General features: G+C 71.7%; 28 protein-coding genes. 14 read left to right on the top strand and 14 right to left on the bottom strand.

Annotated features, from left to right (window positions below):
* Positions 1–104: 104 nt before the first annotated feature.
* Positions 105–1,460: a sensor histidine kinase gene (locus AH6_RS00605; protein WP_067471608.1), complete on the top strand. Its 1,356-nt coding sequence runs from the start codon at positions 105–107 to the stop codon at positions 1,458–1,460.
* Here the strand turns inward: AH6_RS00605 and AH6_RS00600 are convergent.
* Positions 1,439–2,356 carry a TAXI family TRAP transporter solute-binding subunit gene (locus AH6_RS00600; RefSeq protein WP_067471605.1) on the bottom strand — a complete coding sequence of 306 codons (918 nt, stop codon included), beginning with the start codon at positions 2,354–2,356 and terminating at the stop codon, positions 1,439–1,441. The two genes, AH6_RS00605 and AH6_RS00600, sit on opposite strands and share 22 nt — an antisense overlap.
* A 90-nt stretch (positions 2,357–2,446) precedes the next feature.
* Here AH6_RS00600 and AH6_RS00595 point away from each other — a divergent pair, with 90 nt between their 5' ends.
* Positions 2,447–2,881 carry an SRPBCC family protein gene (locus tag AH6_RS00595; RefSeq protein WP_067471601.1) on the top strand — a complete coding sequence of 145 codons (435 nt, stop codon included), beginning with the start codon at positions 2,447–2,449 and terminating at the stop codon, positions 2,879–2,881.
* A 12-nt stretch (positions 2,882–2,893) separates the two neighbouring features.
* Here AH6_RS00595 and AH6_RS00590 read toward each other — a convergent pair whose 3' ends face one another.
* The 3 genes from AH6_RS00590 to AH6_RS00580 form a co-directional block, all read right to left on the bottom strand.
* Positions 2,894–3,700, bottom strand: a complete 807-nt coding sequence (locus AH6_RS00590; protein ID WP_067471599.1) for an enoyl-CoA hydratase/isomerase family protein — start codon at positions 3,698–3,700, stop codon at positions 2,894–2,896.
* Positions 3,697–4,668, bottom strand: coding sequence for an alpha/beta hydrolase (locus AH6_RS00585; RefSeq protein ID WP_067471597.1), 972 nt, complete (start codon positions 4,666–4,668; stop codon positions 3,697–3,699). Before AH6_RS00585 ends, AH6_RS00590 begins: the two co-directional genes overlap by 4 nt.
* A gap of 78 nt (positions 4,669–4,746) precedes the next feature.
* Positions 4,747–5,451: a gamma-glutamyl-gamma-aminobutyrate hydrolase family protein gene (locus tag AH6_RS00580; RefSeq protein WP_067471594.1), complete on the bottom strand. Its 705-nt coding sequence runs from the start codon at positions 5,449–5,451 to the stop codon at positions 4,747–4,749.
* A gap of 555 nt (positions 5,452–6,006) precedes the next feature.
* Here AH6_RS00580 and AH6_RS00575 point away from each other — a divergent pair.
* Positions 6,007–7,224 (top strand): globin domain-containing protein, encoded by a 1,218-nt coding sequence (locus tag AH6_RS00575; RefSeq protein WP_083982080.1) that lies wholly within the window; start codon positions 6,007–6,009, stop codon positions 7,222–7,224.
* 241 nt (positions 7,225–7,465) lie between these two features.
* The gene (locus AH6_RS00570) at positions 7,466–8,287 is read left to right on the top strand and encodes a hypothetical protein (protein ID WP_067471591.1); all 822 of its coding nucleotides are present in this window, start codon (positions 7,466–7,468) and stop codon (positions 8,285–8,287) included.
* A gap of 60 nt (positions 8,288–8,347) precedes the next feature.
* On the opposite strand, the gene AH6_RS00565 is transcribed toward AH6_RS00570, so the two are convergent.
* Positions 8,348–9,154 carry a helix-turn-helix domain-containing protein gene (locus AH6_RS00565; RefSeq protein WP_067471588.1) on the bottom strand — a complete coding sequence of 269 codons (807 nt, stop codon included), beginning with the start codon at positions 9,152–9,154 and terminating at the stop codon, positions 8,348–8,350.
* A 128-nt stretch (positions 9,155–9,282) separates the two neighbouring features.
* On the opposite strand from AH6_RS00565, the gene AH6_RS00560 reads away from it, so the two are divergent.
* On the top strand, positions 9,283–9,684 hold the full coding sequence (locus tag AH6_RS00560; protein ID WP_067471585.1) for a PaaI family thioesterase: 402 nt from the start codon (positions 9,283–9,285) through the stop codon (positions 9,682–9,684).
* Between the two features lie 38 nt (positions 9,685–9,722).
* Entirely contained in the window at positions 9,723–9,926 is a 204-nt protein-coding gene (locus tag AH6_RS00555; RefSeq protein ID WP_067471582.1) for a hypothetical protein, read from the top strand.
* 99 nt (positions 9,927–10,025) lie between these two features.
* On the opposite strand, the gene AH6_RS00550 is transcribed toward AH6_RS00555, so the two are convergent.
* Both AH6_RS00550 and AH6_RS00545 read right to left on the bottom strand, forming a co-directional pair.
* Positions 10,026–10,343: a hypothetical protein gene (locus tag AH6_RS00550; RefSeq protein WP_157431190.1), complete on the bottom strand. Its 318-nt coding sequence runs from the start codon at positions 10,341–10,343 to the stop codon at positions 10,026–10,028.
* 217 nt (positions 10,344–10,560) lie between these two features.
* Entirely contained in the window at positions 10,561–10,764 is a 204-nt protein-coding gene (locus AH6_RS00545; protein WP_067471574.1) for a hypothetical protein, read from the bottom strand.
* A 254-nt stretch (positions 10,765–11,018) separates the two neighbouring features.
* Between AH6_RS00545 and AH6_RS00540 the strand changes: the two genes are divergently transcribed.
* Both AH6_RS00540 and AH6_RS00535 read left to right on the top strand, forming a co-directional pair.
* The gene (locus AH6_RS00540; protein ID WP_067471571.1) at positions 11,019–12,332 is read left to right on the top strand and encodes a helix-turn-helix domain-containing protein; all 1,314 of its coding nucleotides are present in this window, start codon (positions 11,019–11,021) and stop codon (positions 12,330–12,332) included.
* Between the two features lie 3 nt (positions 12,333–12,335).
* Positions 12,336–12,881 (top strand): GNAT family N-acetyltransferase, encoded by a 546-nt coding sequence (locus AH6_RS00535; protein WP_067471568.1) that lies wholly within the window; start codon positions 12,336–12,338, stop codon positions 12,879–12,881.
* A gap of 65 nt (positions 12,882–12,946) precedes the next feature.
* On the opposite strand, the gene AH6_RS00530 is transcribed toward AH6_RS00535, so the two are convergent.
* On the bottom strand, positions 12,947–13,591 hold the full coding sequence (locus AH6_RS00530) for an HAD family hydrolase (protein WP_067471565.1): 645 nt from the start codon (positions 13,589–13,591) through the stop codon (positions 12,947–12,949).
* 222 nt (positions 13,592–13,813) lie between these two features.
* Between AH6_RS00530 and AH6_RS00525 the strand changes: the two genes are divergently transcribed.
* The gene (locus tag AH6_RS00525) at positions 13,814–14,437 is read left to right on the top strand and encodes a 2'-5' RNA ligase family protein (RefSeq protein ID WP_067471562.1); all 624 of its coding nucleotides are present in this window, start codon (positions 13,814–13,816) and stop codon (positions 14,435–14,437) included.
* 95 nt (positions 14,438–14,532) lie between these two features.
* On the opposite strand, the gene AH6_RS00520 is transcribed toward AH6_RS00525, so the two are convergent.
* From AH6_RS00520 to AH6_RS00510, 3 genes are read right to left on the bottom strand one after another with little or no spacing between them, the layout of a single operon-like run.
* Complete coding sequence (locus AH6_RS00520) at positions 14,533–14,811, bottom strand: DUF2283 domain-containing protein (protein ID WP_067471559.1); 279 nt, start codon at positions 14,809–14,811, stop codon at positions 14,533–14,535.
* Between the two features lie 17 nt (positions 14,812–14,828).
* Positions 14,829–15,053, bottom strand: coding sequence for a DUF4258 domain-containing protein (locus AH6_RS46995; RefSeq protein ID WP_067471556.1), 225 nt, complete (start codon positions 15,051–15,053; stop codon positions 14,829–14,831).
* Positions 15,054–15,055: 2 nt separating this feature from the next.
* Positions 15,056–15,469 (bottom strand): DUF6941 family protein, encoded by a 414-nt coding sequence (locus AH6_RS00510; protein WP_067471553.1) that lies wholly within the window; start codon positions 15,467–15,469, stop codon positions 15,056–15,058.
* Between the two features lie 720 nt (positions 15,470–16,189).
* Between AH6_RS00510 and AH6_RS00505 the strand changes: the two genes are divergently transcribed.
* Complete coding sequence (locus AH6_RS00505) at positions 16,190–16,927, top strand: WD40/YVTN/BNR-like repeat-containing protein (RefSeq protein ID WP_307190378.1); 738 nt, start codon at positions 16,190–16,192, stop codon at positions 16,925–16,927.
* Positions 16,924–17,208, top strand: a complete 285-nt coding sequence (locus tag AH6_RS00500; protein ID WP_067471546.1) for a ubiquitin-like small modifier protein 1 — start codon at positions 16,924–16,926, stop codon at positions 17,206–17,208. Before AH6_RS00505 ends, AH6_RS00500 begins: the two co-directional genes overlap by 4 nt.
* Positions 17,209–17,214: 6 nt before the next feature.
* On the opposite strand, the gene AH6_RS00495 is transcribed toward AH6_RS00500, so the two are convergent.
* On the bottom strand, positions 17,215–17,940 hold the full coding sequence (locus tag AH6_RS00495) for a dienelactone hydrolase family protein (RefSeq protein ID WP_067471543.1): 726 nt from the start codon (positions 17,938–17,940) through the stop codon (positions 17,215–17,217).
* A gap of 174 nt (positions 17,941–18,114) precedes the next feature.
* Here AH6_RS00495 and AH6_RS00490 point away from each other — a divergent pair, with 174 nt between their 5' ends.
* Positions 18,115–18,771, top strand: a complete 657-nt coding sequence (locus tag AH6_RS00490) for an SDR family NAD(P)-dependent oxidoreductase (protein ID WP_307190379.1) — start codon at positions 18,115–18,117, stop codon at positions 18,769–18,771.
* A gap of 7 nt (positions 18,772–18,778) precedes the next feature.
* Here AH6_RS00490 and thyX read toward each other — a convergent pair whose 3' ends face one another.
* Entirely contained in the window at positions 18,779–19,504 is a 726-nt protein-coding gene (gene thyX / locus AH6_RS00485) for an FAD-dependent thymidylate synthase (protein ID WP_067471541.1), read from the bottom strand.
* 160 nt (positions 19,505–19,664) lie between these two features.
* On the opposite strand from thyX, the gene AH6_RS45560 reads away from it, so the two are divergent.
* Both AH6_RS45560 and AH6_RS00475 read left to right on the top strand, forming a co-directional pair.
* Entirely contained in the window at positions 19,665–20,156 is a 492-nt protein-coding gene (locus AH6_RS45560; protein WP_067471539.1) for a hypothetical protein, read from the top strand.
* On the top strand, positions 20,153–22,213 hold the full coding sequence (locus AH6_RS00475) for a molybdopterin-containing oxidoreductase family protein (protein WP_245679101.1): 2,061 nt from the start codon (positions 20,153–20,155) through the stop codon (positions 22,211–22,213). The genes AH6_RS45560 and AH6_RS00475 overlap by 4 nt, the downstream gene beginning before the upstream one ends.
* A gap of 19 nt (positions 22,214–22,232) precedes the next feature.
* Here the strand turns inward: AH6_RS00475 and add are convergent, their stop codons facing one another.
* Positions 22,233–23,267, bottom strand: coding sequence for an adenosine deaminase (gene add, locus AH6_RS00470; RefSeq protein ID WP_067471537.1), 1,035 nt, complete (start codon positions 23,265–23,267; stop codon positions 22,233–22,235).
* Between the last annotated feature and the right edge of the window lie 70 nt (positions 23,268–23,337).

Genomic DNA, 23,337 nt, shown 5'->3' with positions numbered 1-23,337 from the left:
CGGACGGATCGGATGGGCCACGCCAGGCGGATGAGCCACGCGAGGCACGCGGGCCGGGCAGAACACGCGGGCCGGGCAGGGCGCTCCAGCCGGGCGGGCCGCACGTGAGGTTGCGGCTGGTCGTGGTGTTCACCACGCTCATCGCCCTGGTCATCGCCGGGTTGGCGGTGCCGCTCGGGCTCGCCTACGCCTCCCACCGCTCCGGGCGGCTCCTGCTGGACCGGCGTGCCGACGCCACCCGCTTCGCCGAACTGGCCGACCAGGCCGCCCGCGACGGCGACCGCACCACGCTGGCCGCCGAGATCGCCCGGTACGCCGAACTCTACGGCGCAGGCGTGCGCGTCCTGGACCGCGACGGGATGCTCGTCGCCTCCAGCGGCGTCCTGGACGTCGACCACCGCGAGGCGGTCGCCGCGGCGCTGTCGGGCCGCACCACCGAGGCGCTGCCGCCGCTGACTCCGTTCGGGCCGCGCAAGGTGCTGCTCGCCGAGCCGTCCGGCCGGGACGCGCAGGTGTCGGGCGTCGTGCTGGTGCAGGTCCCGACCGTGCGGGCGCGCCGGGACGTGGCGCTGGTGTGGGCGGGGCTGGCGCTGGGCGCGCTGGCGGCGCTGGCCTGCTCGGTGCTGGTGGCGCGGCGGCTGGCCCGCTGGATCCTGCGGCCGGTCACCGAACTCGACCGCACCACGCGCGCGCTCGCCGAAGGCCATCTGGAGGCGCGCGCCGCACCGAGCGTGGGCCCCGCCGAGCTGCGGCGGCTGGAGGAGCGCTTCAACGCGATGGCCGACGCGGTGTCGGGCGCGATGGAGCGGCAGCGCACGTTCGTCGCCGACGCCTCGCACGAGCTGCGCACCCCGCTGACGGTGTTGTCGCTCCGGCTGGAGAACCTGCACCCGCACCTGGACGGGGCGGGCGCGGCCGAGTACGAGGAGGCGTTCGCCGAGGTGGACCGGCTCGCCGGGCTGGTGGAAGATCTCCTGGCGTTGGCCCGGGTGGAGGCGGGCGCGGCCGTCGCCGACGTCGAGGTGGTGGCCGAGCTGCGGCCCCGGCTGGCGGGCTGGCGCGAGGTGTACGCCGCCAAGGGCCTGACGCTGGCCGTCGAGCTGCCCGATGAGCTGCGGGCCCGCGCGGTGCCGGACGCGGTCGCGCGGATCGCCGACATCGCCCTGGACAACGCGGGCAAGTTCGTCCCGGAGGGCGGCACGGTCTCGGTGGTCCTGGACGGGCCGGTGCTGCGCGTCGCCGACGACGGTCCGGGCCTGCCCGACACCGAGCGCGACCAGGCGTTGGGCCGGTTCTGGCGCTCGTCCGCACACGCCGCGCTGCCCGGCAGCGGCCTGGGCCTCGCCATCGCCGCCGAGCTGGCCCGCGCCTGCGGCGCGACGCTGGACCTGCGCCCCAACCGGCCGCGCGGCCTGGTGGTCGAACTGCGGCTCGACGCTCAGCCGTGCACCGACCGGTAGTAACGCGCTGCGCCGGGGTGCAGCGGCATCGCGCCGGTGCCGATGGCGTAGCGGCGGTCGAGGCGACCGCCCGGCGCGTCGGGGGCCCGCAGCCGCTCGCGGCTGGCGAACAACGTCTCGGTCACCGCGTGCGCGTCCGCGTCGGGCAGCGCCCTGCGGCACACCAGGTAGCTGGCGGTGCCGACGGTGGCGACCGGCTCCTGCGAGCCGTAGGAGCGGGCGGGCACCGTGGCCGCCTCGTAGAACGCGCCGTGCGCGCGGCGCATCCGGGGCACCTGCGCGCCGAGCGGGACCAGGCGGACGGGAGTGGCGCGGGCGAAGGCGTCCAGCGCCGGGGTGGGCACGCCGCCGGACCAGAAGAACGCCGCGATCCGCCCGGCGCGCAGGGCCGCGATGGAGGCGTCCAGGCCGAGCCGGACGGCGCGGACCGGCCGCCGGGGCGCGGCGGCCGCGAGCACCCGTTCGGCGGTGACGGCGGTGCCCGAGCCCTCCGCGCCGATCGACACCGGCAGCCCCGCCAGGTCGGCCGGGGAGCGCACCGGCGACCCGTCGGGCACGACCAGGTGCACGTAGTTCAGGTAGACGCGGGCCAGCGCGACGACCGGCCGCCCCGCCCGCACGGCGTCGTCGGCGCTGTCGGCCAGCACGAAGCCGACGTCGGCGCGGCCCTCGGTGAGCAGGGCGAGGTTGGCGACGCTGGCCGCCGTCTCGATCACCTGGACCGGGTGGCCCGCACGCCGCAGCTCGGCCGCCAGCCGGTCGCCGAGCGCGCCGTAGGGCCCGCCCGCCGGGCCGGTGGCCAGCCGCAACGGGGCCGCGCGGCCGTCTCCCCCGGCGCAGCCCGCGACAGCGGAGGCGGCGGAGAGCAGCAGGAAGGCGCGGCGGGGCACGGACACACGCGCACGGTACCCGAGGGTTGCCCAGGTCACATCCCAGGGTCGAGCATGGAGGCGTTGATCCACCCCTCAACGCCGAGGAGAAGGCCCATGCCCAGGTCGTACGCCAGCGCCGTACTGAACGCCCCCGCCGACCGGGTGTGGGACTACCTGCGCGACTTCGGCAACCTGGCCGAGTGGATGCCGGGCGTGGAGACCGGGATCATCGAGGACGGCGGGCCGCCGGACCGGGTGGGCTGCGTGCGGCGGATCATCGGCCCCGGCAGCTCGGTGTTCCGCGAGCGGCTGGCCGCGCTGGACGACGGCGACCGCTCCTACCGCTACGAGATCGTGGAGTCCCCGCTGCCGATCCGGAGCGCGCGCGGGCTGCTGCGCGTCGCGCCGGTCACCGACACCGGGCAGGCGTTCGTGGAGTGGTGGGGCGAGTTCTCGGCCGACGCCGCCGACGAGGAGGCCATGGAGAAGACGCTGCGCAGCGCGATCTACGCGCCGGGGTTGCAGGCGCTACGCAAGCGCTTCGGCTGACGGCCCTGCCCGCTAGGTGAACTTGGGGGGACGCTTCTCGCGCAGCGCCGCCACGCCCTCGCGCACGTCGGGCCCGCTGAAGCCGAGGAACTCCAGCGCCAGCGACGCGTCGAAGGTGGGCCCGGCCATGCGCAGCCAGTTGTTCAGCGCGTGCTTGGTGAACCGGATCGCCTCGGCCGCGCCCTCGGCGAGCCGCACGGCGACCTCCAAGGCGCGCTCGTGCACCTGGTCGTCGTCCACGCACACGCTGACCAGGCCGATGCGCTCGGCCTCCTCGCCGGTCAGCGCCTCGCACAGCAGCAGGTGGTACTTGGCCTTGGCCATGCCGCACAGCAGCGGCCACACGATCACGGCGTGGTCCCCGGCGGCGACGCCGAGCCGGGTGTGCCCGTCGATGATCTTGGCGGTGCGCCCGGCCACCGAGATGTCGGCCAGCAGCGCCACCGCCAGGCCCGCGCCCACCGCCGGGCCCTGGATCGCGCTGACCACCGGCTTGGAGCAGTCGATCACGTTGTGGACGATGGCGCGGGCCTCGCGCAGCACGCGCGAGCGCACGGCGTGGTCGTCCATCATCTCCTCGATCATGGCCAGGTCGCCGCCCGCCGAGAACGCGGTGCCCTCGCCGCGCACCAGCACCGCGCGCACTTTGTCGTCGGCGTCGGCGTCGCGCCAGATGTCGGCGAGTTCCCGATGCCCCACGGTGTCCACGGCGTTGAGGCGGCCCGGCGCCGACAACGTCACGCGCAGCACGCCCGGCGCGGCCCAGTCCAGCTTCAGCCGCTCGTAGGAGTCGTACCTGGGGTCGCCGGTCTCGTTCACGCCGCGTCGTCCTCCCGGGTGGGTCCGGCCGTGCGGCCGGTCGCCTCGTCGAATGCCGCCCGCAATCGTCGCACAGCGAATTCCTGGGCCTCGACCCCGGCGTCGAACACCTCCGGCATCAGGAAGAACGAGTGCACCACCCCGTCGTAGCGGCGCAGCTCGACCGGCACTCCCGCGTCGGCCAGCCGCCGCGCGTACGCCTCGCCCTCGTCGCGCAGGATGTCGCACTCGGCGGTGAGGACGGTGGCGGGCGCGGCCCCGGACAGGTCGGGGGCGCGCAGCGGCGCGAGCCGGGGGTCGGACGGGTCGGCGTTGCCCCGGTACAGGTCCATGAAGCGGGCCATGGCGTCGGAGTCCAGCCCGTAGCCGTCGCCGTAGTCGGACCAGCTCGGGGTGGAACGGGCCGTGTCGGTGACGGGGTAGGCCAGCAGCTGGTGCGCCAGCCGGACGCCGCGCTCGCGCGCCAGCAGCGCCACCACGGCGGCCAGGTTGCCGCCCGCGCTGTCGCCCGCGACCGCGACCGCACGGGGGTCGGCGCCGAAGCGGGCGGCGTCGTGCGCGACGGCGGCGGTGGCGGCCCACGCGTCCTCGACCGCCGCCGGGAACGGGTGCTCGGGGGCGAGCCGGTACTCCACGTTCACCACCGTGCACCGCGCCCGCGCGGCCAGCTCGCGACAGACGCCCTCCACGTTGTGCATCCCGCCCACGACCCAGCCGCCGCCGTGGAAGTACACCAGCGCGGGCAGCGCCTCCCCGCCGAGGGGTTCTGGCCGGTAGACGCGCACCGGGACCGGGCCCGCCGCGCCCGGCACCGTCGTGTCGGCGATGTAGGGCAGCTCGCGGTGCTCCACCGGGAAATCCAGGTCGAGCTGCGCGCGCATCTGCTTGATCGAGGGGGCGGGGGCGTCGATCGCCGTCCAGGCGCGCAGCTCCTTCAGGAACCGCTCGGTCTGCGGATGGAGCTGCATGGGCGACCTCCGGAGGGTGCGGAAGAGGATCTCCCCCGGCCGATTCCCCCGCGCGCGGAGATCAACCCGTGGCGGGCGTCACCGGCCCGCCGCCTCGGCCACCAGCGCCTCGAACAGCCGCAGGTCGTCGCCCTCCTCGGGGTGCCACTGCACGCCCAGCCCGAACCGGTGGCCGGGCAGCTCCACCGCCTCGACCACCTGGTCGTCGGCCCACGCCACCGCGGTCAGGCCCTTGCCGAGCCGACCCACGGCCTGGTGGTGGTAGGTGGGGACGTCGGCGGTGTCGCCGAGGATCTTGCCGAGGGCGCTGGTGGGGCTGATCCGCACCCGGTGCGTGCCGACCATCCCGACCTCGGGGCGGTGCCCCTCGTGCCCGACGGCCTCGGGCAGGTGCTGGATCAGGCCGCCGCCGCGCACGACGTTCAGCACCTGCATGCCCCGGCAGATCGCCAGGAACGGCAGGTCGGCGTCGATGGCCGCGCGGGCGAGCGCCAGCTCGTAGCGGTCGCGGCGGGGTTGCGGCGGGCCGGTCTCGGGGTGCCGGTCCGCGCCGTACAGCTGCGGGTCGAGGTCGCCGCCGCCCGCCAGCACCAGGCCGTCCAGCCGCCCGACCAGCGTCTCCAGCCCGCGCAGGCTCCCGGCCGGCGGCAGCAGCACCGGCACGCCCCCCGCCCGCTCGATCGAGCGCGGGTAGGGCGCCGGGAGCAGCGCCGCCTCCCGCACCCAGCTGCTCCAGCGCGCCGGTTCGAGATAGGTCGTGACGCCGATGAGCGGCTCTGCCATGGGTGCTCCCCTTCTGGCGCGCGCCGTCGCGGGCGCACGACCCGGGTTTTCGGTCAGCCCCGCCGCTGGCCGGTTACCGGCCAGTTTGCCGCAGGGTCCCGGTCTGCGCAGGGCGAAAGCCGGAGCCGGTCTCGTCCCGCCCGCACCGGTGCCGCCGCGCAGCCCCCGCCGTCGCGCCCGCCGCGGCCCGCTCCGCGCGCCGATACCGCGCGACGATCACTTGCGCCGGCCGATCGGCGAACTTTCTCCCCGGGTTGAGAATCATCCCCCGCCTTGACTGAGCACTATCAGGGTGGAGACAAGAAAGGTCAATGCCGCCGCCGGACGGACACCTCCAATACCGATCAGTATCCTTCCTCCGCACGAGAAACCGCCGATTACGGAGAATCATGAGTCGATTACCCTTCGCGGAGTTGCGGGTGGGTTACCGCGAAACGGTTGAGTACCAGCGGCTTTCGGTGCGAGAATCTCAGCGAGCCGGGCAGCCGAGGGCGCTGGAGTCGCCGGGGGACGTCGGGAACCGGCCCACAATTGTCAGGGGGGCGAGTTCGGCCGATGTCCTTGGAACCCCGAATCGTCAAAGAGAGCTTCATCCGAATCGAACCGGAGGGCGAAAAGGCGGCCGCCTATTTCTACGGCCGGCTGTTCGCCGAGAATCCACGCCTGCGGGCGCTGTTCCCGCCCGCGATGGACCTGCAACGCGACCGGCTCTTCCACGCGCTCACCAAGATCGTCTGGAGTCTGGACAGCCCCGAGTCGCTGGCCGGGTACCTGGGCCAGCTGGGCCGCGACCACCGCAAGTTCGGCGTGCTGCCCGAGCACTACCCGGCCGTCGGGGCGGCGCTCATCGCCACCCTGCGCAGATTCGCCGGTCCGGAATGGACGGCCGAGGCGGAGGCGGCCTGGACCGCCGCCTATCAGCGCGCGGCCGACCTGATGATGGGCGCGGCCGAGCAGGACGCCGCCCATTCGCCGCCGTGGTGGGTGGCCGAGGTCGTCGCGCACGAGCGCCGCTCGCCCGATCTCGCGCTGCTCACGCTGCGGCCCGACCGCCCGCTGCCGTTCACCGCCGGCCAGTACCTGACGGTGCAGACCGCGCGCTGGCCCCGGGTGTGGCGGCCCTACTCGATCGCCAACGCGCCCCGCTCCGACGGCCTGCTCCGGCTGCACGTGCGAGCGGTGCCGGGCGGCTGGGTCAGCGGCGCGCTGGTCCGCCACACCGCCGCCGGCGACACCCTGCTCCTCGGGCCCGCCCTGGGTTCGGCGGGGCTGGCTCCCGACAGTGACCGCGACCTGCTGCTGGTGGCGGGCGGCACCGGGCTCGCGCCGATGAAGGCACTGGTCGAGCAGGTGCTGCTGGCGGGCCACCGACGCAACGTGCGCCTGCTGGTGGGCGCGCGCACCGAGCGCGACCTGTACGACCTGCCCGACCTGCGGCTGCTGGAGTCCAGCTACCCGTGGCTGCGGGTGGTCCCGGTGGTGTCGGAGGACTCGGACTTCGACGGGATGCGCGGCACGCTGCCCGACGCCGTCGGCCGGCTCGGCGGCTGGGAGGACCACGAGGTCCACGTCTGCGGCCCCGCCGAGATGATCCGCCGCACGGTGGGCGAGCTGCAGCGCCTGGGAGTGCCGCTCGACCGCGTCCACCACGACCTGCTGGAGGCCGAGGGCATCGCGCCGCACCTGGCCGGGGCGTGCCCCGTGCACTCCGCCGCCCCCGTTCCCGCCCTCGCCGCGGGCGAGCGGGCGAGCCACCCGGCGTCGGGCGGCTGAGAGACCGGCCCCGACCTGCGCGCGGTCAGGTCGGGGCCTTCCTCTCTCTTCGCATCGGGCTCTGGCAGAACCAGCCCGGCAAGCACGTATTTACTGGCACCTTCTTCCGAAGACATGAACGTTCTTCGCCTCCTATAGATCAGTAAGGCGTTTTCCACCGTTCCAAAACCCGACGGTGGGCCGGCCCGCATCCCGCGCACGCCGCCCTTCCCACCCCGTCAACGCATGATCAGGAGTGCGCTTGAACCGCAACATCCGCCGTGCCGCCACCGCGGCGCTGGCCCTGCCCCTCGGGCTGGGCATGGCCGCCCTCGCCGTCCCGGCCGCCTCGGCCGCCCCCGGCAAGCCGGCCCCCAAGCCGAACCCGGTGCAGCAGCTCGCCGCCAAGGCCAAGGTGCGCACCACGCTGTCGGCCAAGGCCGCCGAGCTGCCGCCGGTGAGCTGGCGCGACTGCCCCGGCGTGGTCCCGGCCGGGGTGAACCCTGCCACCGCCTTCTGCATGCTGCTGATCACCAACGCCGGTGAGATCAGCATGGGCAAGATCCAGCAGCCCATCACCGGCACGATGACGATGACCCTGCTGAACTACACCGACCCGGCGACCGGGGAGGACCGTTCCAAGCTGGTGAAGGTGCGCGCGCCCAAGATGCGCGTGCCCGGCGGGGCACTCGGCATCCCCGGCAGCGACGACCTGGTGCCGCTGCTACGCCTGGACGCCCAGACCGAGGTGGACGCGGTCGACCTCGACCTGCTCAACATGCGCGTCGGCCTGACCATGCGGGTGAAGGTGCACAACCCGCTGCTCGGGAACAACTGCTACATCGGCAGCAAGGAGACGCCGGTCAAGCTGAACCTGGCGATCGACCCCACCAAGCTGGAGGGCGTCGACACCCAGCCGCCGATGCTGAAGGCCGTGGCCAACGACAACGCGTTCGCGGTGCCGGCGGCCAAGGGCTGCGGCCTGGTGGACCCGATCGTCAACTGGCGGGCCAGCCTGCCGTCGGCGGCCGGGGCCAACAAAGCGACGATGACGAGCTACGTGGTGGGCAAGCCCTACGCGTAGACCGTCAGGTCCTCTCGCCACAGGGCGGGCCGTCCTCCGGGGCGGCCCGCCCTTTGTGCACTACCAGCCCGCACGCTCGCGCAGGAACTCCGAGGTCGCGGGATCGGCCGGATAGAACGACTCGATCGCCAGCTCGGCCACGGTGATATCGACTGGCGTACCGAAAGTGGCGATGGTGCTGAAGAACGACAGCTCTTGCCCGTCCAGCCGTATCCGCAGCGGCACGAACACCTCGTTGCCGGTCGGCTGCGCGAACACCTCGGGCACGGGCCCGGCGTGCGGGTAGTCGCGCAGCTCCCGGTAGAGGGCGGTGAGTGAGGCATCGGCGGTGAGCGCGACGTGCCGCCGCACCCGGTCGATCATGTGGGCGCGCCACTCCCCCAGGTTGACGATGTTCCGCGCCATGCCGTCGGGATGCATGCTGAGCCGCAACACGTTCAGGGGCGGCTCCAGCAACTTTTCAGGCGCACCCTCCATGAAAAGCCCCGCCGCCGCATTGGCGTCAATGAGATTCCAGAACCGATCGACCACCACCGCCGGGTAGGGCTCGTGCCCGTCGAGCACCTGGCGCAGCGCGCCGCGCACCGCGTCCATGCGCGGCTCCTCCATGGACGTCTCGGTGTAGACGGGCGCATACCCGGCCGACACGAGCAGCAGATTACGGTCGCGCAGCGGGACCTCCAGATGGTCAGCGAGCCGCAACACCATGTCCCGGCTGGGCGCTGAACGCCCGGTCTCCACGAAACTCAGATGGCGGGTGGAGACGTCGGCCTCGGAGGCCAACTCCAACTGGCTGAGCCGACGGCGCTGCCGCCAGGCCCGCAACTGCTCGCCGATGGGCCGGACATCGCTGAGTGAGGTCGTCATAGCGGTCACGTCAGTGACGCTACCGACCCAGAGGTCACGAACGCGATTACCTAGGATGTAATGCCCACCACCGGCATTACCTGCAACGTCATGGACCCGCTTCTCCCCCGACCCCCAAGGTGAGACGCATGACGCTCACCCTGACCACCGACCAGATCCTGGACGCCATGCCGTTCGCCCGCACCCTGGGCATCGAACTCGACACGGCCTCTTCAAACGAGGTGACGGGTCACCTGACCTGGTCCCCAGACCGCTGCACCGCAGGCGGCATGCTGCACGGCGGCGCACTGATGGCCCTGGCCGACACCCTCGGCGCAACCTGCGCGTTCCTGAATCTGCCCGAGGGAGCTGTCACGACCACCCTGGAGTCAAAGACCAACTTCTTCCGCGCAGTGAAGAACGCTCATGCCCAGGGCACGGCCCGCCCCCTGCACGTGGGCCGCACGTCGATCGTGGTGCAGACAGACCTCTACGACACCGAAGACCGCCGCGTAGCCCAGATCACCCAGACCCAAGCAGTGCTGCGCTAGTGATCGTTTTTGCCAGCCTCGCCCCATAAGCTAACGGGATGTCAAATCCCAACGAGGAGCAGGAGCTCCGCAACGAAGCCCGGACCGCCCTCCTGAAGGCCATCAAGCAGAGCGCCGAAGAGATCGCCGGTCACACCGGCTCTGTTCACAGCCAGTCGCTGCTGGAGTTGTCGCAGGCGTACGAGGTGCTATGCGGCAAGGCCGAGCCCCAGCGCAAGCCGAGCCAGGGTGCGACTTCCTAACTGACGACCTGTAGGTACTCGCCCGGACAACCAGCCATGCGATGCCTGGTGGAGGGTGGCGGTGCGGGCGTCGGGGGATCTCGCGCCGCCACCCTCCGGTCAGGGAGGCGTGGGCTGCCACGCCCGGTGTGCGGTGAGCAGCTCGTCCAGCCGGGGCACCGCCAGGTCTCCACGGTTGGCCGGGCAGATCGGGACGGCCTCCTCGCCCGGCACCGCCCAGTACCACCACGGCACGCCGCCGTCGTCGCGCCTCCGGTGCTCCAGCACCGGCATCGGCACCCCGGGCGGCCACGCCAGCTCCGGAGGCAGGAACGTCACCCGCCCGTCGTCGAGCCCCTGCGTCAGCCACCCGCAGTTGGAGATGCAGTGCCTGGTGAGCACCTCGCGGTGATGCGGAGGCGGCTCATGAACACCCATCACGGTGTCCTCCCTTCGCGCGTCCCACGCGGCCGGTGCCCGACGGGGTCGGTGCACCGGCCGCGCAAGATCCCCCTGTGTCGCAGGGCGGTTGTCGGCCTGCCCTGCGGGCTGGAGTCGGACGGCGCGCTGAGCAGGCACGGGCCAACGTTCTCCCCGGCGGCCGTCCGACGTAGCGCCCGCGGCCCCGGCGCGCCCTGGACCGGGACCGCGGAGTTCATCGGGTCACCGCTTGGAGCTTCGCGCGCAGCCCGTCAGCGGTGTCATCTTCAAGGTCAGCGACCTCGCCGGCCTGGTCACGGGGCAGCGGCCCGCGAGTCGCCCACCATCGGTCCCGATCGGTGATGATGATCGACCAGCCCGGGAACTCTTCCCGTAGCTTCTGCTGCTCGGCCCGGTCGGGAGCGGATACCGTTCGCACAGCCGGAGACTCCTTCCGGTCAGGCCCCGGGACCACCAGCGTTCGCGCGCTAGCCGGGGCCGCCTGACATTTCGGGTGGGCGCGGACCAAACGAGAGCCCTGCGTCGGCGGCTCTCGGGATCGGACCACACGGGAACGAGTGGCTGATCCGCGCCCACAGCCAGCAGTGAAGCTCCTGTTCGACCGCCCGAGGAACCTTGATACTGCTGATGGCAGCCATATCTCTATCCGCACGGTCCCGCGAAGGTGCACGCATGACCGACGAACAGCAGCCCGCGTGGGCTGCCCGGCTTCAAGCCGAGCGCGAGGCGCGCGACTGGAGCAAACGCGAGATGGCCCGCCGCCTGTTCACCGCAGCCGGGATCGACAACGGCAACGTCGGCTCGCTGGCGCGGCAGATCAGTTGGTGGGAGAACGGCCGGCATTTCCCGCGGGACTGGGCCGCGATCTACGCCATCGTGCTGGAAACCTCGACGTCAGCGCTGTTCGGCCCTGAACACCGCACCCCTCCCGCCGTTGACGTCGACCAGCAGCGACGCCGCCTGCTGTCCTGCCTGGGGGCGCTGGGTGTCGAGGCGGCGATGCACACCGAGCCGCTGGAGCCCATCCGTGAGGCGCTCCTCGCCGCGCTGCCCGACGACCACGACGGACGCATGGTGCGGGACTGGGAGGAGACGGCGTTCGAGTACGGGCACGCGTTCTTGACCACCCCGCCCGGCGAACTGCTGTCTGACTTGGCAACCGATCTGGTCGGCCTCCAACAAGAACTCCAGCGCACCAGCGCCGAGCACCAGCGCCGCCGCCTGTGCGTCCCGGCCGGAAAACTCACCGCGTTGATGGCGATGACGGTGAGCACCCTCGGCCAGCCGCGCCAGGCTCGCAACTGGTGGAAGACCGCTCGGCACACCGCCGACGCTTCCGGTGACCGTGACCTTCGCGTCTGGGTCCGTGGCTATGAGGCGATGAGCGCGCTGTATGCCGGCAGGCCGCACGCCACCGTGCTGCGGCTCGCTGATGAGGCCATCGTCATCGCAGGTAAGACTCCCGGAGCCGCGGTGCTGGAGGCCATGGCCGGGCGAGCACAAGTACTGGCGCTGGCCGGTCAAAGGGCGGAGGCCGAGGCGACCATCAACGCGATGGGCGACCGGTTCGCCTCGCTGCCCGGCTCTGATCCGGAGGACCGGTTGTCCACCACGGCCTGGCCGGAGACCGCGCTCCACCACACCGCGGCGTTCACGTTCTCCCACGGCGGGAACACCGCGCGGGCCGAGGCTGCGCAGGAGCACGCGTTGGCGCTCTACCCCGCGGGGATGCGGCGCCAGCGTGCGCAGGTCGCGCTGCTGCGAGCGGTCACGCTGATCCAGCAGGGCGAGATCACCGCCGCCGTCGTCCTCGCTGGGGACACGGTGGGGTCGCTGGCGGTCGAGCAGCGCACCACGACGATCCGGCGAGGCGCGCGCATGGTGTTGGACGCGATTCCCGATGCCGAACTGTCCCGGCCGGTGGTTCAGGATTACCGTGCGGCGTTGGCGCTGCCTTCGGCTAGCCGGTCCCCGGAGAAGGGATGAGCCGTGCCCAACATCGACTTTCAGAATCTTGACGGGCACCAGGCCCTCGACGTCCTGGACGATCTCGCCGATCTGTATGTGCAGGTGTACGCCGAGCCGCCGTACAACTCCGCTCCCAAGTTCAGCCGGGACCGGTTCGTCGAACGCACGCGCGAGCAGGCGATGGCGTCCGGCTTCGCGCTGGTCACCGGCCGCTGTGATGGGGAGCTGCTGGGGTTCACGTTCGGGTTCTCGATGATGCCGGGAGCCTGGTGGGCCAACGCTTCCCCGCCGTCGGCCGAAGTGCTGGAGGCATCGAAGTTCGCGCTGGTGGAGTTCGTGGTGGCAAAGGCGTGGCGAGGCCAGGGCATTGGTCGGCGTCTATTGAGCGCGCTGCTGAAGGGAAGGGCCGAGGAGTACGCCACGCTCGCCGCAGTGATCGACGCGGACGCCTACGGCCTGTACCTGCGGTGGGGCTGGCAGAAGGTCGCTGAGTTCCGCGTCGAGCCGCCGCACTCCGATGCGCTGGTGCTGCCGCTTCACCCCGTCGCGCAAGCCAGGGACGCGTAGTCCGATGGCCACGTACACCACACGCCGACGGCGCTGTATCCGTCCGTTCCCTCGGCAGGACAGGGTCACGGAGGTGACAGCAGTGCAGGCAGTTCGCCGAGGCCGTTGATGTACCAGTGCGCGGCCGCGCGTGCCGCCGGGTCCTCGGCTGCCAGGTGTCCCCAGGGGCCGCGACGGATCAACGCCGTACGCAGGCCAGCGGCTCGCGCGGGATGGATGTCGTTGGCAGGGTGGTCGCCGACGTACACGATCTCGCCGGGGGCACCGGGAGCCCACTCGGTCAGCCGGGCGTAGAACTCCGGGTCCGGTTTGGCCGCACCCCATTCCCCTGAGGTCGCGATCGCGTCGGCGGGGAGATTCAGCGCGCGCAGTAGTTCAGCGGTGCGGACCGTCTGGTTGCCGACGATCCCCACCCATAGGCCGCGTTCGCGCAGCGCCGCCAGAGCGGGCCGGACGTCGGGGTACAGGTCGGTCTCGTCGAGTTGCTCGCCGTGGCCGGCGGCTTCGCGTGCGGCACGTTCGGCGGCGATGTCGATGCCCGGCCGGATGAGGCGGAGCGCGTCGGCGTTGTCGCGCCCTTGGGCGGTCACGGCGCCCACGAGCGCGGACACGGTGTGCGGAGGCACGCCGAGCCAGTCGGCCCACGCCCGCCATTCGCGGGTGTCGTTGACGAGGGTCTCACCAACGTCGAACACCACGGACCGGATCACCCGGTCAGGGTACGGCCGAGACGAAGTAGGGCAATCGGACATTGCCTCATGGGGCGTGGGCTCCATCGCGTCACAGGCGAGGCGCGATGCCGGAGCATAGCCTGGGTGTTCTGCATGCGCACCGGCCGCATGAGCGAAGTCGGCCGCCGCCCTGCGCGAGCAAATTCGCCGGTTCCAGGCCGGGTCGCTGGAACACCAGGCCATCACCGCCCCGGAGGTGCCGTGAGCCCGTTGCCCGAACGCATGTCCGATCACTGGTGGTGGAGGCCCGGCGTCCGGCCGGGCCGTGGCCTGCTGGTCTGGCACATCCTGCTCGACGACCAGCCGCAGGCCCGCGCCCTGGTCGCCGACTGCCAGGCCCGGCTGGCGGGCATCGCCGGTCTGGACCTGATCCCCGAGCCGTGGCTGCACATGACCACGCAGATCGTGGGGTTCGCCGACGAGATCCCTGCCGCCGAGGTCGACGCGATGACGAGCGCGGCGGCCGAGCGGTTGCGGGCTCTGGCTCCGGCCGAAGTCGAGCTGGGCAAGGTGTGGTTCCACAGCGAGGCGGTGATGCTGGGCGTGCGTCCACCCCGCGGGCTCGACCCAGTGCGGGCCGCGATCCGGGAGGCGGTCGACAAGACCGTCACCACCCACCAGCTCAGCCACGAGCCGGAGTGGACACCGCACGTGTCGGTGGCCTACAGCCACAGTGATCGGCCCGCCGCCCCGATCCTCGACACGCTGGCAGACCCGCCACCGCCACAGCCCTTCGCAGTGCGGGCCGTGCACCTTGTGAAGCAGGAACGCGCCGGGCGGTTGTACCGGTGGGAACCACTCGCCGGCGTCCCGCTGGACGCCTAACGCCGAGGACGCGTTGGACCCTATCTCTCCTCATTGGTCGCCCTTTCAGGCTACGAGGCAGAGCCTGGTTTCGTCTCCGGAGTTGGCAGGGGCAGCTAGGCAGGGACCGCAGGGGCAGCCGCTTGGTGAACCCCAACCGCAGGCACGTTGAAAGCGCGAAGACGCGCGGCGTCCTCCTGGCTGATGTCGTACTCGGCGATGATCCGGGACAACGGCCACCCGACGTTCGGCGCGATCACTTCGATCCCGACGGGCTTGCCTGCGGCGTCGAGGTCGACCATGGTTTCCGGATCGATCTCGACAGTCCGAGCCGTGGGGGCATCGGACAGAGTGATGTACAGGGCATTCGCGTCAAAGTCGTAGTCGATCTTCATCGCTGCCACCCTCCTTTCTACTCGTCCGGCCACGCTGCGGTGACCACGGTCTCGTTGTCGTGCGCCAGGAGTACTTTCAGTATGCGTCCCCCGGTGGCATACCCAAAGACCCAAGTGCACCCGGTGTGTGTCGCCCGAGGATCCCCCGAGCGACGGCGGAGGGCTTGACGAACGTCCTCCTCGGTAATGCCGCGCTGTTCCAGGCGTTGCAGGGCGTGCCCTGTCAGGATAGCTTCCCCCATCGCTATACCTCCGGCCGACCAGGCACAACGCGCAAATCTACGCTCTTGAGCTGTTCCCCGTTGAGGACCAGATCGATGGCGTAGTCACCGTAGGTAGTCATCAGAAGGGGGATCTGCATGTCGATGAACAATCCGGTCCGCCAGTGGACGGGGGTGCCGGGACTGCGGTCCGGTATCACCACTGTTCCGGTGAGGGAACCAATCTGGCGGTCCTCAGAGCTGATGATCAACTGCAAGGCATGGCTGGCGCCGGGAACGTCGTCACGACTGGCCACGAAACGCAACGCGGCATGCACGGTACGGGCACTCGGCAGCTGAGAGGCATAAATCGTGTCGAAGTTCGCTCCGATGATGTGGGCTATCCCGTTGTCGATGCGCACATAGTCAGCCAGCACCATGTAATCCAGCTCAGGCAAACGATCACCCCCTGTATGGCAAAGGATGCCCAGCGTAGCGAAGGGTGATTGATCATCATGGCTCTTTCCGCAAGGCGGGTGTCGGCCGTGCCGTCGTCACCCCACCACCCTCTCCCCAGGCTCAGTGACCGGCAACTTTGCCGGTGCCCGTCAGTGCCGCAGCCCTAGAGGCGCGATCGACCTAGGCCACGCAACCTTGCAGATCGCAGTGGCGGTCGGCGTGCACGGCTCCGAGGACCGTCGCGTCGCCTGGGCACTGAACGTGTTGAATTGTTGACGGTGTGTTCGCTGCGTTTTCTGGGCGGCGTCCGAACACTTGTGCGAGCATGACGGAGGGGACACCCTTCTCACCTGGGAGACGTCATGCACGACGTGGTGCTCGTCATCGGTACCCGCAAGGGGCTCGTCACCGCTCGCAGTCGGCGGGGGCGTGCCGAGTGGGAGATCGATCCGCTCGCCTTCACCTCCACCTCCGTTACCGCCGTCGCTGCTGATCCCGCCGGGGGTCGCACCCTGGCCGCGGTCGACAGTCCCTTCTGGGGTGTGTCGCTGGTCGAGTCGACCGATGGGGGTCGCACCTGGAGTGAGCCCGCCAAGGATGCTGAGGATGCGCCGATCGCGTTTCCCGCTTCGGCTGATGTTTCGCTCGCTGGGATCTGGCAGCTCGCGTTCTCGCCCACGGAGCCGGGTGTGGTGTATGCGGGCGTCGAGCCTGCCGCCTTGTTCCGTTCCGAGGACGGCGGGCGTTCCTTCGCGCTGGTCGAAGGGCTCTGGGAGCATCCGCACCGGCCGCTGTGGCACCCGGGTGGGGGTGGGCTCTGCCTGCACACGATCCTGCCCCATCCCAGCGACCCGGACGTCCTGACCGTCGCCATCTCCACCGGTGGCGTCTACCGCAGCACCGACGGCGGCGCGACCTGGCAGGCCCGTAACCAGGGCATCCAGGCCGACTTCCTGCCCGAGGACCCCTACCCCGAGTTCGGCCAGTGCGTCCACAAGGTCGGCCTGCACCCCGACCGGCCCGAGCGGCTCTTCCTCCAGCACCACGGCGGCGTCTACCGCAGCGACGACGACGCGGCCACCTGGACCCGCATCGACGCCGGGCTGCCCGCCGACTTCGGCTTCCCCATCGCCGTGCACCCGCACCGGCCCGACACCGTCTACGTGCTCCCGCTGCACGCCGACGCCGACCGCACCCCCGCCGGGCACCGCTACCAGGTGTGCCGTTCTGATGATGCGGGCGGCACCTGGCGGCCCCTCACCACGGGCCTGCCCGACGAGCCCTGCTACGCCACCGTCCTCCGCGACGCGTTCTGCACCGACGCCGCCGACCCCGCCGGGATCTACTTCGGCACCCGCGACGGCTGCGTCTACGCCAGCCGCGACGAGGGCGAGTCGTGGACCGAGGTCGTCCGGCACCTCCCGGATGTTCTGTGCGTGCGGGCGGTGGTGGTGTGAACGTCACCGTCCGGCTGCCTGGGGCGCTGCGCGAGGCGGCGGGTGCGCGTGGTGCGGTGCCCGTCGAGGTCGCCGCCGGGAGCACGGTCGGTGATCTGCTGGATGTGTTGGCTACGGAGTTGCCCGCTGTGGAGCGGCGGGTCCGGGATGAGCGCGGCGTCCTGCGTCAGCACGTCAACGTGTTCGTTGGTGCTGATAACGTCCGCGATCTTGCGCTGCTGGCCACTCCCCTCGTTGATGGGGGTGAGGTGCATATTCTTCCGGCGGTTTCTGGAGGGTGAGCACCTTTACGTTGTAGATTTTTTAGCCGCTAGGTGCTCGCCGAAGAACGTGAAGATGCGCTCCCAGCCGTCGGCCGCATTCTCTACGCCCTTGCCGATCCCGAAGGTCACCTTGGCGACCACGCTGAGCGGCCAGGGCACCGACGTCCCCGTCAGGAAGCTGTGCCCCGCCTCGGGGTACTCCTTCACGTCATGCGGCACGTCCAGCACCGTCAGCGTGTGCTCCAGACGTCGGGCCGCCCCGGGCAGGGTCCGGTCGCGGCCGCCGTAGCTCGCCACGATCGGGCACGCGCCCTCCAGCACCCGTTCGGCGTGGCGCGGCAGGATGCCGTAGTTGACCGAGGCCGCCTGGAAGTCCTGCTGCGCCGCCGCCACCAGCGCGAACCCGCCGCCCAGGCAGAAGCCCACCACGCCCACGCGGCCCGTGCAGTCCTCGCGCCCCGCGACCCACGCGCGGGCCGCCTCGATGTGCGCGAAGCTCGGGCCCCGCCGCGCCAGCAGGTCGCGCACCGCCTTGCGCACGCAGCGGTACCAGGGTGCGCCTTGATAGAGGTCGGGCAGCACCGCTAGGTAGCCCTCTTGGGCAAACCGGTCAGCTTGGGCTCGCATGTCGGCGTTGGCGCCGAACGCCTCGAAGATGATGACGACGGCGGGCCACGGCCCCTCCCCCTCGGGCACGGCGAGGTAGGCGGGCAGTTCCCAGGAACCGGCGGAGATCGTGATGTCGGCCATGCCTCCCTACCCTGGCCCAGCGCCGTCCAGAAGCCCAGACCCCTATCGGGTCTGCGATGATCTGGCCATGGATCTGGGGTTGGCGGGCAAGAAAGCGCTGGTCACCGGCGGTAGCGCGGGGATCGGCCTCGCCATCGCGCGCGGTCTGGTGGCCGAGGGCGCGCGTCGGTCGCGATCTGCGCCCGCGATCAGGCCCGGCTGGCGGAGGCGGCCCGTGAGCTGGGCGGCTTTGGTGTGGTCGCCGACGTCACCGACCCCGATGCGCTCGGGCGGGCGGTCGATGAGAGCGCCGAGCGGCTCGGCGGCCTGGATCTGTTGGTGGCCAATGCGGGCGGGTCGGCTGGTGGCGGGCTGCTGGAGTCCACCCCGCGGGACTGGGCCCATACCTTCGAGGTGAATGTGCTGCACGCCGCGCACGCGGTGCGTTGTGCGGTTCCCCATCTGCCGGCCGGCGGCAGCGTGCTCATCATCTCCTCGATCACCGGCTGGAAGGCCGGCCCGAAGTCCTCCTACGCCGCCGCCAAGGCCGCCGAGATTCACTTGGCCGCTGTCTTGGCCCAGGAGCTGGCGGATCGGGGTGTCCGGGTTAATGCGCTCAGCCCCGGCTCGGTGCTGTTCGAGGGCGGCGGCTGGGATCGGTTCCGCGCCGCAAACCCCGAGCGCTTCGCCGCGTTCGAGCGCGAGGACTTCCCCGCAGGCCGCCTGGTGACGGTGGACGAGGTCGCCGACACCGCCTGCTTCCTGCTGTCGCCGAGGGCAAGCGGCATCAACGGCGCGAACGTCCCGGTGGACGGCGCCCAAGACCACCCGAGCGCCGCCCGCCTGTTCTGACGCGGCCCTACGGGCAGACGCGGCCGTTCGCCTCGAAGGCCGCGTGGGTCAGCGGCATCAGCGCCGCCCACTGCTCCTCCATCCGCTCCGCGACCATCTCGATCTCGCGCTGCGGGAACGAGGGGAACGTCGAGTCCTCGCGCTTGGTCCGCAGCGACAGGAAGTTCATCAGCGCCCGCGCGTTGCAGGTCGCGTACATCGACGAGTACAGCGCCACCGGCAGCACACCGCGCGCGACCTCGCGGGCGACGCCCGCCTCCAGCATCTCGGTGTAGGCGGCGTACGCCCGGCGGCAGCTGTCCTTGGTCGCCTCGGTGACCAGCTTGTGCTGCTCGGGCGTGCCCTCCACGAACACGTACTTGCCCGGACGGCCCTCCTGCACCAGCCTGCGTTCGGGGCCGGGGACGTAGAAGACCGGCTCCAGCCTGCGGTAACGGCCGCTCTCCTCGTTGTAGGAAAAGGTGCGGTGCCGCATGAACTCGCGGAACACGAAGATCGGGGCCTGCACGTAGAAGGTCATCGAGGAGTGCTCGAACGGGGTGCCGTGCCGGTCCCGCATCAGGTAGTTGATCAGGCCCTTGGAGCGCTCGGGGTCGGCCTCGACCTCGGCGAGCGAGCTCTCCCCCTTGGTGGAGACCCGGGCCGCCCACAACACGTCGGCGTCGGAGGCCGCCGACTTGATCAGCTCGACCGTCACATCGTTGCGGAACTCCGGCTCGAACGCCTCGCCCATCGGTGGTCCTCCCCCTCGTCGCTTCTCGGCCTCCGCAAGGGTAGTGGGCGGGGCGCGCGGGGGTGGTCCCACCAGCGACGTAATGTGCGTCTCAGGGTGACACTCATGAGGCTATGCCTCAGACTGGGGCTTTCGCCCGTTCGGAAGGCTCGGAGGCGTCATGTCGCGGCTCGTCCCGGTCCGGGGTCCCCATCGCCCCCGCCCGATCCGGTTCCTGGCGCTCCACGAGAGCGCCGGGTGGCGGCTCAAGGTGTACGGGATCACCTCCGAGGGCGAGCGGCCCCCGGCGGAGGCGGTCGAGGCCGCGCTGAGGCTGGCCCTGGAGGTGTTCCCCTCCCCCGCCGTGCTGGACGGCGGTCCCGATCCCGACCGTTACGGGCTCGGCTTCGTGGTCGTCCACCGGGGCGGCGACTACTGCTTCGCCCTCTTCGACTGGTGGGCCGGGGAGAACGAGCTGCACCAGCGCCTGTACTCCGCGCCGCTGGACGATCCGGGCGCGTTCGCGCCGCATCCCACCCCGGCGGTGTTCTGCGTCTGGGAAGGCGCCGTGCACGACCACGAGCGGCGCGCCTGGCTGCGGCACGTGCTGACGCGGCCGGAGAGCCCGGACGTGGCGGCCTACCTCGACGACCGGCTGGAGGCGGACCTGTGACCGAGCTGAAGGTCCTGGGCGCCTGCCCGCTGGACTGCCCCGACGGCTGCTCGTGGGTCGTCTCCGTCAAGGACGGCCAGGCGGTCGGCCTGCGCGGCAACCCCGACCACCCCTACACGCGCGGCGCGCTGTGCACCAAGGTCAACCGGTGGCTGGAGCACTCGGCGCAGGACGACCGCATCCGGTACCCGATGCGCCGGGTCGGCGCGAAGGGCGAGGGCCGGTTCGAGCGCATCACCTGGGACGAGGCGCTGGACGAGATCGCCACGCGGCTGGACGGTGTGGTCGCCGAGCACGGCGGCGAGGCGATCTGGCCGTACTGGGGCACCGGGACGCTCGGTTACCTCCAGGGCCAGGAGGGGCAGCCCGGCCGCCGTTTCTTCAACGTGCTGGGGGCCTCCGGGCACGACGCCAACATCTGCTCCTCGGCGGGCAACGCCGGGCTGAGCTACACGGTCGGGTCGGCGGCGGGCATGGACCCCGAGGACCTCGCGCACGCCAAGCTGATCCTGCTGTGGGGCACCAACCCCCTCACCAGCGGGCACCACGTGTGGAAGTTCGTGCAGGCCGCCCGCAAGGACGGCGCGCACGTGGTGGCGATCGACCCGGTGCGCACCCGGACCGCCCAGCAGGCCGACGAGCACCTGGCCCCGCTGCCGGGCACCGACGCGGCGCTGGCGCTCGGCCTGCTGCACGTGATCGTCGGCCTGGGCGCGCAGGACGAGGACTTCCTGCGCGACCACACCCTCGGCTGGGCGGAGTTCGCCGAGCGCATAGCGGAGTTCCCGCCCGCCCGCGCCGCCGAGATCACCGGCGTCCCCGCCGAGCGGATCGTGGCGCTCGGCGAGCGGATCGCGCGCACCCGGCCGACCGCCATCCGCGCCACGCAGGGCCTCCAGCGCAACGCGGGCGGCGGCACGACGCTGCGCACGCTGGCCTGCATCCCCGCCGTCACCGGCGACTGGGCGCGGCTGGGCGGCGGCGTGGCCGGGTCCACCTCGCAGCACATGAGGCTGAACCGCGCCGCGCTCTACCGCGACGACCTGCGCACCGCGCCGGTGCGGACGTTGTCGATGAGCCGCCTCGGCGAAGGGCTGCTGGACATCGACGGCCCGCCGGTCAAGGCGCTGTTCGTGCTGGCCGCCAACCCAGTCGGCAGCACGCCCCACCAGAACAAGGTGCGGCGCGGCCTGGCGCGCGAGGACCTGTTCACGGTGGTGGTCGAGCAGTTCCCGACCGACACCACCGACTACGCCGACATCGTGCTGCCCGCCACCAAGCAGCACGAGCACGCCGACCTCCACGACGGCTACGGCCATTTGTACTTGGCCTGGAACGAGCCCGCCGTCGCGCCGCCCGGCGAGTGCCTGCCCGCCACCGAGACCTTCCGGCGGCTCGCGCGGCGCATGGGCCTGACCGAACCCGCGCTGTACGACTCCGACGAGAGCCTCGCCGAACAGGCGCTGAACTCCCCCGACCCCTGGCTGGCGGGCATCACCCTGGACCGGCTGCGCAAGGAGGGGTTCGTGCGGCTCGCGGTGCCCGACCCGTTCCTGCCGTATGCCGAGCGGTTCCCCACGCCCTCGGGACGGCTGGAGTTCTGGTCGGAGCGCGCCGCGCGCGAGGGCCACGACCCGCTGCCCGGCTACATCCCGCCCGCCGAGGTCGCCGATCCCGAGCGGGCCGCGCGCTACCCGCTGGCCCTGATCTCGGCGGCCTCGCACCACTTCCTCAACACCGTGTTCGGCAGCAACCCCGAGCTGCGCCGCAGGTCGGGCGGGCCGGTGTTGCGGCTGCATCCCGACGACGCGGCCGCGCGCGGCCTGGCCGACGGGCAGCGGGTGCGCGCCCACAACGACCGGGGCGCGTTCGAAGGCGTGCTGGAGATCAGCGACGTGGTGCGGCCGGGCGTGGCGGCGACCACGAAGGGGCACTGGGCCAAGTTCGCGGGCGGCGCGAACGTCAACGCCGTCGTGGACGAGCGCGACACCGACATGGGCGGCGGCCCGGTCTTCCACGACACCCGTGTGGAGGTGGCGGCCGCGCCGGAGGACTGACCCCGGCGCGGCCGGGCGTTCAGTGCGCGGCCACCACCGCGTCGATCTCGTCCAGGATCGTGCGGCGGCCCGCCTCGTCCAGCGACGAGGCCAGCACCGCGTTGCGCGCGACGGCGGCCAGCCCGTCGCGGTCCAGCCCCAGCACCTCCGCCGCGACCTGGTACTCGCGGGTCAGCGTCGTGCCGAACATCGGCGGGTCGTCGCTGTTGAGGGTCACGAACAGCCCCTCCGCCAGCAGCCGGGGCAGCGGGTGCTCGGCCAGGGACGCGACCTGTCCGGTGCACACGTTCGAGGTCGGGCACACCTCCAGCGGGATCTGCGTCTCGCGCAGGTGGGCGACCAGGCGCGGGTCGGCCAGGCAGTTGATGCCGTGCCCGATGCGCTCGGCGCCGTAGTGCTCCAGCGCCTCCCAGATCGTCTCCGGCCCGCTCATCTCCCCGGCATGCGGCAGGCTGCGCAGCCCGGCGGCGCGGGCGGCCCGGAACGCGTCGCGGAAGGAGTCGCGGTGCTTGGCGCGCACCTGCTCGATGCCGCCGATCCCGAACCCGACCAGTGTCTGCGGCGGGTGCTCCAGGGCGTGCGCGAGCGTGCCGCGCGCGGCGTCGTCGCCGAACTCGGCGGGGATGTCGAAGATGTAGGCGATCTCGATGCCGTACGCCGCGCGGGCCTCCACCACGGCGCGGTCGAGCGCCTCGGTGATGGCGGGCATGGGCATGCCGACGCGCTGGTGGCTGTAGGGCGTGACGGTCAGCTCGACGTAGCGGGCCCGCTGCGCGGCCAGGTCGCGGCCGATGCCGACCACGAGCGTCGCCACGTCCTCGGGGTCGCGCACCAGGTCCGACACCGCCAGGTACACCTCGGCGAAGTGCGGGAAGTCGCGGAAGACGTAGAAGTCGCGCAGCGCGGCCTCGTCCGTGGGGACGGGACCGCCGGGGTGCCGCCGGGCCAGTTCCAGCACGGTGGGGACCGAGGCCGAGCCCACCAGGTGGACGTGCAGCTCGACCTTGGGCAGGGCGTCGATGAACGCCGTCGAAGCGGGGGTAAGGGTGGTCACGCCGGGGACGCTAGCAACGCTCCCACCTCGCAGAACAGGGCGGAGGCGGGTATCTCACACAAGAATGTCA

Origin of the sequence: Actinomadura hibisca NBRC 15177 (assembly GCF_001552635.1) — a bacterium.
GTDB classification, from domain to species: Bacteria; Actinomycetota; Actinomycetes; order Streptosporangiales; family Streptosporangiaceae; genus Spirillospora; species Spirillospora hibisca.
The sequence above is the reverse complement of the archived record's forward strand: the minus strand, read 5'-3'. Positions and strand labels throughout refer to the sequence as shown.